Annotated in this window: 10 protein-coding genes; all 10 read left to right on the forward strand. The window is 33.8% G+C overall.

All coding sequences use genetic code 11. The annotated features are described in order from the left end of the window. Nucleotides 1-385 precede the first annotated feature (385 nt). The 10 genes from cooS to JJC02_03785 all read left to right on the forward strand — a co-directional run bounded on the left by cooS (nt 386) and on the right by JJC02_03785 (nt 11,951). Nucleotides 386-2,305, forward strand: coding sequence for an anaerobic carbon-monoxide dehydrogenase catalytic subunit (cooS, locus tag JJC02_03740; GenBank protein ID UDN55304.1), 1,920 nt, complete (start codon nt 386-388; stop codon nt 2,303-2,305). A 405-nt stretch (nt 2,306-2,710) separates the two neighbouring features. After that, a complete protein-coding gene (locus tag JJC02_03745) occupies nt 2,711-3,490 on the forward strand; it encodes an AAA family ATPase (protein ID UDN55305.1) in 780 nt (259 codons plus the stop codon). Between the two features lie 248 nt (nt 3,491-3,738). Next, entirely contained in the window at nt 3,739-5,415 is a 1,677-nt protein-coding gene (locus JJC02_03750; protein UDN55306.1) for a formate--tetrahydrofolate ligase, read from the forward strand. A gap of 93 nt (nt 5,416-5,508) precedes the next feature. After that, complete coding sequence (locus JJC02_03755; GenBank protein UDN55307.1) at nt 5,509-6,141, forward strand: cyclodeaminase/cyclohydrolase family protein; 633 nt, start codon at nt 5,509-5,511, stop codon at nt 6,139-6,141. Between the two features lie 90 nt (nt 6,142-6,231). After that, complete coding sequence (locus JJC02_03760; protein ID UDN55308.1) at nt 6,232-7,104, forward strand: bifunctional 5,10-methylene-tetrahydrofolate dehydrogenase/5,10-methylene-tetrahydrofolate cyclohydrolase; 873 nt, start codon at nt 6,232-6,234, stop codon at nt 7,102-7,104. Between the two features lie 36 nt (nt 7,105-7,140). Beyond that, nucleotides 7,141-7,815, forward strand: a complete 675-nt coding sequence (locus JJC02_03765) for a methylenetetrahydrofolate reductase C-terminal domain-containing protein (GenBank protein ID UDN55309.1) — start codon at nt 7,141-7,143, stop codon at nt 7,813-7,815. A 35-nt stretch (nt 7,816-7,850) separates the two neighbouring features. Beyond that, nucleotides 7,851-8,732, forward strand: a complete 882-nt coding sequence (locus tag JJC02_03770) for a methylenetetrahydrofolate reductase (GenBank protein UDN55310.1) — start codon at nt 7,851-7,853, stop codon at nt 8,730-8,732. Between the two features lie 43 nt (nt 8,733-8,775). Beyond that, the gene (gene lpdA, locus JJC02_03775) at nt 8,776-10,161 is read left to right on the forward strand and encodes a dihydrolipoyl dehydrogenase (protein ID UDN55311.1); all 1,386 of its coding nucleotides are present in this window, start codon (nt 8,776-8,778) and stop codon (nt 10,159-10,161) included. Between the two features lie 55 nt (nt 10,162-10,216). Further along, nucleotides 10,217-10,987: an AAA family ATPase gene (locus tag JJC02_03780; protein ID UDN55312.1), complete on the forward strand. Its 771-nt coding sequence runs from the start codon at nt 10,217-10,219 to the stop codon at nt 10,985-10,987. Between the two features lie 19 nt (nt 10,988-11,006). Then, nucleotides 11,007-11,951, forward strand: a complete 945-nt coding sequence (locus tag JJC02_03785) for an acetyl-CoA decarbonylase/synthase complex subunit delta (GenBank protein UDN55313.1) — start codon at nt 11,007-11,009, stop codon at nt 11,949-11,951. Nucleotides 11,952-11,954 lie beyond the last annotated feature (3 nt).

Below are 11,954 nucleotides of genomic sequence, written 5' to 3' on the forward strand. Positions count from 1 at the left end.
TTTTACTAATTAGGTTTAGGGAGTAAAAATCTGTAATAAGTCCAAAAGATAATAAATACACAAACAATCTGTAACAACATAAAAATGACTAGAAAAATTTCAAATTTGATTTAAAAAAATCAAAACATAATTTAATTAAACTGAAGCATAAAAAAAGTAGGTTTAGATATTAACAAATAGCCAAAAATGAGCAGTAAAATTAACTTAAATTAGGTGTAAAAAATAAAATTTTTATGTATTATCTAATTTTGTTAAAAAAATATTTAAATCTAAAGCAAAGTGCTAAAAATTAGTATATAATCAACTTAGAAAGCATTTATTTTATTTTATGACATGAAGTCAGTCACCTGGGGGATTTTAAAAATCAAAAAAAGGGGATAGGAATATGGATGAAAAAATGTTAACAATTGATTTAAACAGCCAGAAGATGATAGCTAAAGCTAGAGAAGAAGGCGTAGAAACAATGTATGATAGAAAAGAGGGCTTTAAGGCACAATGTGGTTTTGGTCTTCAAGGTGTTTGCTGTAGAATATGTGGAATGGGACCATGTAGAATAAGCCCTAAGACTCCAAGAGGACTATGTGGAGCAGATGAGCATACTATAGTAGGTAGAAACTTTGCAAGAATGGTTGCTGGTGGGACAGCTGCCCATTCAGACCATGCTAGAGATATCGCACATACATTAGCATTAGCTGATCCAAATGGAAACTATAAAATAAGAGACGAAGCTAAGTTAATTACTTTAGCTAAAGAATGGGATGTAGAGACAGAAGGCAGAGATATCTATGATGTAGCACATGAAGTGGCAGAAATTGCATTGATGGAATTTGGAAAACCTTTTGGGGTATCAAGATTTATAAAAAATGCACCAGAGCCAAGACAAAAAATTTGGAAAGAATATGGTATAGAGCCAAGAGCAATAGATAGAGAGATTGCAACAATAATGCACTCTACTCATATAGGATGTACTGCTGATATAGACAGTTTAATACACATGAGTCTTAGAACTTCTATGGCTGATGGATGGGCTGGCTCTATGATAGGTACTCGTCTAAGCGATATCTTATTTGGAACTCCAGTGCCAAGAAGAACAGAAGCTAACTTAGCAGTATTAGATGAAAATAAAGTTAATATAATATTACATGGACATGAGCCATCATTATCAGAAATGATAGTTTTAGCATCAGAAGAACCAGATTTAGTAGCTTTAGCTAAAGAAGTTGGAGCAGATGGAATAAACTTAGCAGGTATGTGCTGTACGGGTAATGAGATTACAATGAGACATGGTGTAAAAATAGCAGGGGACTTCCATCAACAAGAACTTGCAATAGTAACTGGAGCAGTTGAAGCTGTAATAGTTGACGTTCAATGTATATTCCCTGCACTAGCTAGAGTAGCAGATTGTTACCATACTAAATTTGTAACAACTTCTCCAAAAGCTAAGATAACAGGCTCAACTTATATCGAATTTAGAGAAGAACAAGCTCTTCAAGATGCTAAAGCAATAGTTAAAGAAGCTATCTTAAACTTTAAAAATAGAGATAAATCAAAAGTACTTATACCTGAATTAAAATCAGGGGCAACAGTTGGGTATAGTGTAGATGCAATAGTAAATCAATTAGACAGAGTTGTAAACTCTCATATAGACCCAGCAGGAACAGTTAAGCCATTAACAGACTGTCTAAAATCTGGAGTACTAAGAGGAGCAGCTGGTGTAGTTGGATGTAACAATGCTAAAGGAGTTTCAAATGAGGCTCACGTAACAATAATGAAAGAATTAATCAAAAACGACATAATAGTAGTTACTACAGGATGTGGTGCTTCAGCAGCAGCTAAGTTTGGTCTAATGGAAGCTGACGCAGCTGAAAAATATGCAGGTAAAGGTCTTGCAACTGTCTGTAAATTAGTAGGAATCCCACCAGTACTACATATGGGTTCTTGCGTTGATATAAGCCGTATATTAGATTTAGTTGGAGCAGCAGCTAAGTATTTAGATATGGATATGTGTGACCTTCCAGTTGTAGGTGTAGCTCCAGAGTGGATGTCAGAAAAGGCAGTAGCTATAGGCTGTTATGTTGTAGCTTCTGGTATAGACACTTATCTAGGAATAATGCCTCCAATACCTGGTTCTTCAAAAGCAGTAGAGATATTAACTAGTGGATTAAGAGACAAAGTTGGAGCAGCATTTACTGTAAATACAAATCCAAAAGAGTTAGCAGCTACAATAATAGAAGATATAGAGAAGAAACGTGTTCACTTTGAAGCATTAGTTGAAGAAAAAATGGCAGAGAAGGCAGAAGCTTAAGGACTGGCAAAGATATAGAAAAAACGATTTTATGATTTAAGAAAGTCAAATATAATTGAGTAAGGTTAGGCGTTGAAGAAAAAATGTCAAAATAAATTGAATATACAGAATGAATAAAATATAAACAATATTAAAAGAAATAAATTAAAAATAAAGACAATTTTAAACTAAATAAAATACAACAATATAACTAAATTACAACTAAATAAAATACAACAATATAATGAAGAATAATAAAAATAATGAAGAATAATAAAACTATACATGCTGCTTTGAAAAGCTAGTAGGGTAAATCTAATCGGTTCCTGTAAGGACTAGCTGTAGTTTATTTTTAGTGTATAAAAAAATACTTAGCTATAAATTTAACTACATAAAAAGCAAATAGTAATAAAGGTGGTAGGGATTATGAAGATAGCAATAACAGGTAAAGGTGGAGTAGGTAAAACGACTTTTTCTTCAATGCTCTCTAGGATGTTTGCTGAAGACGGATACAGAGTTGTTGCTGTTGATGCCGACCCTGATGCTAATTTAGCTTTAGCACTAGGTTTTCCAAAAGAAGTATATGAATCAATAGTACCTATATCAGAAATGAAAAAATTAGTTTCAGATAGAACCGCTGCTTCTGTAGGCTCATTTGGAAAGATGTTCAAGATGAATCCAAAAGTAGACGATATCCCTGAAAATTTCTGTAAGGAATACAATGGAGTGAGATTGCTTACACTTGGAACAGTAGATTCTGGTGGTACTGGATGTGTATGTCCAGAACATGTTCTTTTAAAGAGACTCTGTTCACATTTAATACTACAAAATAAAGATGTAGTGGTTATGGATATGGAAGCGGGAATTGAACACTTAGGAAGAGGTACAGCCCAAGGTGTAGATGCTTTCATAGTAGTTGTAGAGCCAGGAGAGAGAAGTTTACAAACCTATAGAAAAGTTAAAAAACTTGGACATGATATAGGTGTAAATAAAGTATTTGTAGTAGGAAATAAAATTAGAAATAAGGAAGATGAAGAATTTATAATCCAAAACTTAGAAGATGGAGAGTCTTTAGGATTTATTTATTATAATCAAGACGTTATAGATTCTGATAGAGCTAATCAATCTCCATATGATTCTAGTGAAACAACGAAAGCACAAATTAAAGCAATAAAAGATAAATTAATGTCACTTAAAGATAAATAGAATATATAGAATTTTTGATTTGGGATTTTAAGTTGGTTAAAGGTTAGACGTAGGTAATAGATAGGTAATAAATAAGTAATTAGATAAATAACTAGCTATTAAGTTTGAATATTTTAATAGCTTAGTAGCTAGTTTTTAAGCAATTTTACATGTATAATTATCTTATAAAATATAATTTTTACATATTAATACAGTTTTTACAAAAATTATATTTTAAATCTATTTAGGTTGTGGGAGGAGATTCAGTTATGGGATTTAAATCTGACATTGAAATAGCTCAAGAAGCTAAACCTCAAGATATTAGAGAGGTTGCAAAAAAATTAGGACTAGGTGAGGATGATGTAGAACTGTATGGTAAGTATAAAGCCAAAGTTGACTACAATCTATTAAAGAGAGAGACTGGTAAAAAAGCTAAGTTAATACTAACTACAGCTATAAATCCAACTCCAGCTGGCGAAGGAAAAACTACTACTACTATAGGTGTTGCTGATGCGTTTGCTAAGTTAGACAAAAACGTATTAGTTGCTTTAAGAGAACCATCTCTAGGACCGGTATTTGGTGTTAAAGGTGGAGCAGCTGGTGGGGGATATGCACAGGTTGTTCCTATGGAAGATATAAACCTACACTTCACAGGCGATTTCCATGCTATAGGAGCTGCTAATAACCTTTTAGCTGCTATGCTTGATAATCATATTCATCAAGGAAATACACTTAGAATAGACCCTAAGAAAATAACTTGGAGAAGATGTGTAGACATGAACGATAGACAACTTAGAAATATCGTTGATGGTATGGGTAAAAAAGGTGATGGAGCGGTTAGACAAGATGGATTCGATATAACTGTTGCTTCTGAAATAATGGCAGCGTTCTGTTTGGCAAGTGACATATCTGACTTAAAAGAAAGATTAGGAAATATAATAGTTGGATACAGCTACGAAGGTGAGCCTGTAACAGCTAGACAACTAAAAGCTAATGGTGCTATGGCTGCATTATTAAAAGATGCTTTAAAACCAAACCTAGTTCAAACTCTTGAAGGAACACCATCATTTGTACATGGTGGACCATTCGCAAATATAGCTCATGGATGTAATTCTGTTATAGCTACAAGAATGGCTATGCACTTTGCAGATTATGTAATAACTGAGGCTGGTTTCGGTGCTGACCTTGGAGCAGAGAAATTCTTAGATATAAAATGTAGAATGGCTAACTTAAAACCAGATGCTGTTATAATAGTTGCTACTGTAAGAGCATTAAAATACAATGGTGGAGTTGCTAAAGCAGACTTAAATGAAGAAAACCTAGAAGCTCTTGAAAAAGGACTTCCAAACTTATTAAAACATGTTGAAAACATAACTCAAGTATACGGTTTACCAGCAGTTGTTGCAATAAACAGATTCCCACTTGACACAGAAGCTGAACTTAAACTTGTTGAAGACAAGTGTAAAGAATTAGGTGTTAATGTTGCTCTTTCTGAAGTATGGGCAAAAGGTGGAGAAGGTGGAATTGCAGTAGCTAAAGAAGTTTTAAGATTATTAGATGAGGAAGAAAATAACTTTAGATTCTGCTATGAAGATGATTTATCTATAAAAGACAAGATAAATGCTATAGCTACTAAGATTTATGGAGCAGATGGCGTAGATTATACTCCAGAAGCTGATAAAGAGATAGCTAACTTAGAAAAACTTGGATTTACTAAGGTTCCAGTATGTATGGCTAAGACTCAGTATTCTTTAACTGATGACCAAACTAAATTAGGTAGACCAACAGGATTTAGAATAACTGTAAGACAAGCAACAATTTCAGCAGGAGCTGGATTTATAGTTGCACTTACTGGAGAAATCATGAAGATGCCAGGATTACCAAAAGTTCCAGCAGCAGAAAAAATAGATGTTGATGAAAATGGAGTAATATCTGGATTGTTCTAAGTACATTAATTTATAAATAATAGAGTAGGAAATATCTTAAAATAGATTGAATAATTTGAGATATTTTCCTACATCCTTTCAAGGAGGATTATCATGAAAATAGCAGATAAAACTTGTGTTGATTTTGTAGAAGTACTATCTTCTAAAGAAGCTGTGCCAGGTGGCGGGGGGGCTGCCGCACTAGTTGGTGCAATCGGTATGGCTTTAGGTAGTATGGTGTGTAACCTTACAATAGGAAAGAAGAAGTATGCTGAATATGAAGAAAGTGTAAAAGAAATATTAAATAAGGCAGGAAAGTTAGAAAAAGATTTATTAAAAATGATAGATGATGATGCAGAATGTTTCTTGCCATTATCAAAAGCTTATGGGCTTCCTAAAGAAACAGAAGAAGAAAAAAGGATAAAAGCAGAAACAATGGAAAAAGCACTTAAAGTTGCTTGTGAAGTACCATTAAACATAGTGAGAGTTTGCTATGAAGCTATTAAGTTACATGAAGATTTAGTTGATAAAGGTTCAAGACTTGCTATAAGTGATGTTGGTGTAGGAGTTCAATGTTTAAGAGCTGCTATACTTGGTGGACAATTAAATGTAGTTATAAATATAAATTCTATACAAGATAAAGAATATGTTAACAAAGTAAAAACAGAAGTAGATAAATTAGTTGAAGATGGCGTAAAAATTTGTGATGAAGTTTATGCTAAAGTTGAAAAAGCTCTTGGAAAATAATTTTTAATGACGAAAGTAGATACTATGTTATTAATATGTGGTATATAGAATAAATTAATTTAAGTTTGCTTGTAGGGGAGTTGTGGATATATGGAAGGAATGTCAACTAAAGGACAAATTATAAAAGGAAAACCTGTAGCTGATAAGATTAGTGAAGAATTAATAAAAGAGGTCGATTTACTAGTTAAAGAAGGTATAAATCCTAAACTAACAATAGTTAGAGTTGGGGCAAGAAGTGATGATTTATCTTATGAAAGAGGAGCATTAAAAAGATGTCAAAACATCGGTATAACAACAGAAGTGTTAGAGTTAGCTGAAGACATAACTCAAGAGGAGTATATTGATGTATTAAAGAGAGTTAATGATGACAAAAATGTTAATGGTATATTATGTTTTAGACCGCTTCCAAAACACTTAAATGAAGAAGTTATAAAATATGTTATTGCACCAGAAAAAGACGTAGACTGTTTCAGTCCAATAAACTCTGCTAAGGTAATGGAAGGTGATAAAAGTGGATTCCCACCATGTACTCCTACAGCAGTAGTAGAAATATTAAAACATTATAATGTTGATTTAAAAGGTAGTAAAGTAACAGTTCTTGGAAGATCAATGGTAGTTGGAAAGCCAGTATCCATGCTTTTATTAAGCGAACATGCAACTGTTACAATATGTCATTCAAAAACTAAAAACCTATCAGGTGTAGCTGCAGAGGCTGATGTATTAATAGCAGCTATTGGTAGAGCTAAGATGGTTGATGAAAGTTTTGTTAAAGATGGGGCAGTAGTTATAGACGTTGGTATAAATGTTGATGAAGAAGGAAATTTATGTGGAGATGTTGATACAAATGCAGTTTTAGATAAAGTATCAATGATAACTCCAGTTCCAGCGGGGGTTGGTTCAGTTACAACATCTATACTTGCAAAACATGTAGTTAAGGCTTGTAAATTACAAAACAATAAATAGATATATATATGTGGAAGGTTTAGGGGGGAAGTAGATATGATAATTTCTGAAAATAAACCATTAGAAGAAGTGCTAGGGTACTTAAAGAATTTTGACAAGCTAGTTTTAGTTGGTTGTAATCAATGTGCAGCAACTTGTAAAAGTGGTGGGGAAGAAGAAGTTTTAAAAATGAAGGAAACTCTTGAAGGCGAAGGCAAAAAAATCTTAGGATATGTAATGCTTGACCCTGCTTGTAACCTTTTAAAGTCTAAAAAGGATTTAAAGGCTCTAAAAGAAGAAACTAAGGAAGCTGATGCAGTTTTATCTTTGGCATGTGGAGATGGTACGCAGACAATAGTTAAGAACCTAAAAGATAAGCCAGTTTACCCAGCTAACAACACTTTGTTCATAGGGGAAGTACAAAGGGTTGGAGAATATGAAGAAGCTTGTAAAGCTTGTGGAGACTGTGAACTTGGTTGGACAGGTGGGATATGTCCAGTAACTATGTGTGCTAAAGGTCTTATGAATGGAGCTTGTGGTGGAGCTAAAAATGGTAAGTGTGAAGTAAACGCAGAGAATGATTGTGCTTGGATAAAAATATATGAAAGACTAGAAGCTATAGGACAATTAGATAACTTAGCAGAAATAAGACCACCAAAAGACTATTCTAAGCAAAATAATCCAAGAAGTTTAAGTGCAAAGAAAAAGAAAGAAGCAGCAGCAAATTCATAAAAGTTTTTTTTAGAAGGTTAAAAGGGGGATTAGAGATGAGCTTATTAAGAGAAACATTAGAAAGTGGAAAATTTGCAGTTACTACTGAGATGGCTCCTCCAAAAGGGACTGACCTTTCACATTTAATAGAATGTGCAAAGCCATTGGTTGGAAGAGTTCACGCAGCAAATGTAACAGACTTTCAATCGGCAGTTATGAGAGCAACTTCTCTTGCTACATGTAAATTACTAAAAGATGTTGGATTAGAACCAGTTATCCAAATAACAGGGAGAGATAGAAATAGGATAGCTATACAAGGAGAAATGTTGTCAGCAGGTGTATTCGGAATAAACAACCTGTTGGCATTAACAGGAGACCATACTAGTGTAGGAGACCATCCACAGGCTAAGGGCGTGTTTGATTTAGATTCTGTGGGGATACTTCAAACTGCTGAGACTTTAATGGCAGGTACGGACATGGCTGGTAATAAATTAAAAGGTTCTCCAGATTTTTATCTAGGAGCATCAGTAACTCCAGAATATTCTCCAATCGAAGTTCAATTATTAAAAATGCAAAAGAAAATGAAAGCAGGGGCTAAATTTTTCCAAACACAAGCACTTTATGACATAAATACAATGAGAAAGTTTAGAGAATTAACAAGGGATATGGATTGTAAGGTATTAGCAGGAATAGTACCTTTGAAATCTCCAGGAATGGCTAAATTTATGACAGCAAATGTACCAGGGATATTTGTTCCAGATGAACAAATCGAAAGATTAAGAGCAGTTGGAAAAGAAAACTGGGTAAGTGAAGGAATAAAAATGGCAGGAGAACTTATCAAACAATTAAAAGAAGAGGATTTATGTGATGGTGTTCATATAATGGCAATTGGGGCAGAAGAAAATATACCTGCTATACTGGATGCCGCAGGTTTATAGTATTGCAAGATTGTAGATTATATAAGGTTTGGGGGAATTAAGGATGAAGATAGTAGTAGTAGGTGGTGGACCAGGAGGATATGTAGCAGCTATAAAAGCTTCTATGCTTGGTGCAGAGGTAACAGTTATTGAAAAAAGAAGAGTTGGAGGAACTTGTTTAAATGCAGGATGTATACCAACTAAAGCACTTCTTGCTTCTTCAGGTGTATTGAATACTGTAAAAGAAGCAAAGGATTTTGGTATAGAGATAGATGGTACAGTTAAGCCAAACTTCACTGCCATAATGGAAAGAAAAAACAAAGTTGTAAATCAATTAATAAGTGGTATAGAATTCTTATTTGAAAAAAGAGGAGTAAACTTAGTTAATGGTTTTGGAAAGTTAATTGATAAAAACACTATAGAAGTAACTAAGGATGATGGAACAGTAGAAACTATAAAAGCAGATAAGATAATACTAGCAAATGGTTCTGTTCCAGTTGTACCAAGAATGTTCCCATATGATGGAAAAGTAGTAATAACTAGTGATGAAGTTCTTGGACTTGAAGAGATACCTGAGTCTATGTTAATAGTAGGTGGTGGAGTTATAGGCTGTGAGATAGGGCAGTTCTTTAGAGCCTTAGGAACAGAAGTAACTATAGTTGAGATGGTTGACCAAATACTATTAAATGAAGACAAAGATGTAGCTAAACAACTACTTAGACAATTTAAGAAAGATAAAATTAAAGTTATCACAGGGATTGGAGTACAAACTTGTGAAGTAGTTGATGGTAAGGCTGTTGCAACTCTTTCTAATGGAAAGGTTATAGAAGCACAATATGCACTAGTATGTGTTGGTAGAAGACCTAACCTTGATAATTCTGGAGTAGAAGATATAGGAATTGAAATGGAAAGAGGAAAAGTAGTAGTTAATGAGCATCTTGAAACTAATGTGGAAGGTATATACGCAATAGGCGATATAATAGACACTCCTTTCTTAGCACATGTTGCTTCTAAAGAAGGTATCATAGCAGTTGAAAATGCTTTAGGTAAGACTAAGGTAGTAGATTACAGAGCAATTCCAAGATGTGTTTATACTGAACCTGAAGTTGCTGGTGTTGGTAAAACTGAAAAGCAACTTGAAGTTGAAGGTGTAGAATACAACGTAGGTCAATTTGATTTTAGAGGTCTTGGAAAAGCACAGGCTATAGGACATTTCCAAGGATTTGTAAAGATTATAGCTGATAAAGAAACAGATAAAATAATAGGTGCAGCAGTAGTAGGACCTCATGCTACAGATTTATTGACAGAGTTGTCACTAGCTGTTCATCTAGGATTAACAGTAGAACAAGTAGGGGATGCAATACATCCACATCCAAGTTTATCTGAAGGACTAATGGAAGCACTTCATGATGTACATGGAGAATGTGTTCATTCTGTACCTAAATTATAATAAACAGACAGAGTACATAAGGCTCTGTGGCTAGATTTAAGGGGGAAGTCTTAAAATGGGATACAATATAGCTGTTGCAGGAAAAGGTGGAACTGGTAAAACAAGTCTCACAGGGCTTTTGATTGATTATTTGGTTAAGGACAATAAGGGACCAGTATTAGTTGTAGATGCTGATGCTAATGCTAACATAAATGAAGTGTTGGGTATCGAAGTTGAAGCAACAATAGGAGAAATAAGAGAAGAAGTAAATCAAAGAGAAAAGTTAGGCAATGCATTCCCTGGTGGTATGACAAAAGCACAATATCTACAATTTAGATTAAATTCTATAATTGAAGAAGGTGAAGGATACGACTTATTAGTAATGGGTAGATCAGAAGGTGAAGGATGTTACTGTTTTGTAAATGGGATACTTAGAGAACAAGTAAATAAAATATCTGGTCATTACAAATATTTGGTCATGGACAACGAAGCTGGTATGGAACATCTAAGTAGAAAAGTCACTAGACATGTCGATACACTTTTATTGGTTAGTGATTGCTCAAGACGTAGCATACAAGCTGTTGCTAGAATAAGAGATTTAGCTGAGGAACTAAAATTAAATGTTGGAAGAATACTTTTAATTGTAAACAAAGTTCCAAATGGGATTATGAATGATGGTGTTAAAGAAGAAATTGAAAAGCATAATCTAGAGCTAATCGGTGTCGTACCTATGGATGAATTGATATATGAATATGATTCTACAGGTATTCCTTTAGTTAATTTACCTGAAGATTCAAAATCTAAAGTGGCTATGAAAGAAATTTTTGCTAAATTAGAATTAAAATAGGCTTAAGGGGGAAAAAAATATGGCATTTAAAATGTCTACTCAAAAATATTCTGGAAAAATATCAGAAGTTGAAGTAGGAATAGGGGAAAAAGCAATTAAATTAGGTGGGGAAAATGTATTACCTTTTTATAGTTTTGATGGAGAAGTAGGTAATTCTCCAAAAATAGGTATACAAATATCAGACATTTATCCTGAAAGCTGGACTGATTCATATAAGGAGTTATACAAAGATGTAGCTAACTGTCCAGTAGAATGGGCTAAATATGTTGAAGCTAATACACAAGCAGACTTTATTTGTTTAAAATTTGATGGTTCTGACCCAAATGGATTAGATAAGTCAGTTGATGAATGTGCTGATGTAGCTAAGGCAGTAATTGAAGCAATAAAATTACCTTTAGTTGTAGCTGGTTCAGGAAATCATGAAAAAGATGGTAAATTGTTTGAAAAATTAGCTCAAACATTGGATGGACACAACTGCTTATTTATGTCAGCAGTAGAAGATAACTACAAGGGAGTAGGAGCATCAGCTGGTATGGCTTATGCACATAAAGTAGGGGCTGAATCTTCTGTTGATATAAACCTAGCTAAACAATTAAACGTACTGTTAACTCAATTAGGCGTTAAAGGTGAAAATATAGTTATGAATGTTGGATGTTCAGCAGTTGGTTATGGATATGAGTATGTTGCATCTACTATGGATAGAATTAGACTTGCAGCATTTGGTCAAAATGATAAGACATTACAAATGCCTATCATAACACCAGTAGCTTTTGAAGTAGGTCATGTTAAGGAAGCTATAGCTCCAATAGAAGATGAGCCAGATTGGGGTTGTCCAGAAGAAAGAACTATAGCAATGGAAGTTTCAACTGCAGCAAGTGTTTTAGTAGGTGGTTCAAATGCAGTTATACTTCGTCATCCAAAATCAATAGAAACTATAAAAGAATTGGTTAACGCATTAGCTTAATTA

This window comes from Clostridioides sp. ES-S-0054-01, assembly GCA_021561035.1.
In the GTDB taxonomy this organism is placed as follows: Bacteria; Bacillota; Clostridia; order Peptostreptococcales; family Peptostreptococcaceae; genus Clostridioides.

Coding starts and splice junctions, on each gene's coding strand:
- JJC02_03770 (UDN55310.1), top strand. CDS start 7,851: ATGAGCTTATTAAGAGAAACATTAGAAAGTGGAAAATTTGCAGTTACT.
- JJC02_03760 (UDN55308.1), top strand. CDS start 6,232: ATGGAAGGAATGTCAACTAAAGGACAAATTATAAAAGGAAAACCTGTA.
- JJC02_03765 (UDN55309.1), top strand. CDS start 7,141: ATGATAATTTCTGAAAATAAACCATTAGAAGAAGTGCTAGGGTACTTA.
- cooS (UDN55304.1), top strand. CDS start 386: ATGGATGAAAAAATGTTAACAATTGATTTAAACAGCCAGAAGATGATA.
- JJC02_03745 (UDN55305.1), top strand. CDS start 2,711: ATGAAGATAGCAATAACAGGTAAAGGTGGAGTAGGTAAAACGACTTTT.
- JJC02_03780 (UDN55312.1), top strand. CDS start 10,217: ATGGGATACAATATAGCTGTTGCAGGAAAAGGTGGAACTGGTAAAACA.
- JJC02_03755 (UDN55307.1), top strand. CDS start 5,509: ATGAAAATAGCAGATAAAACTTGTGTTGATTTTGTAGAAGTACTATCT.
- lpdA (UDN55311.1), top strand. CDS start 8,776: ATGAAGATAGTAGTAGTAGGTGGTGGACCAGGAGGATATGTAGCAGCT.
- JJC02_03750 (UDN55306.1), top strand. CDS start 3,739: ATGGGATTTAAATCTGACATTGAAATAGCTCAAGAAGCTAAACCTCAA.
- JJC02_03785 (UDN55313.1), top strand. CDS start 11,007: ATGGCATTTAAAATGTCTACTCAAAAATATTCTGGAAAAATATCAGAA.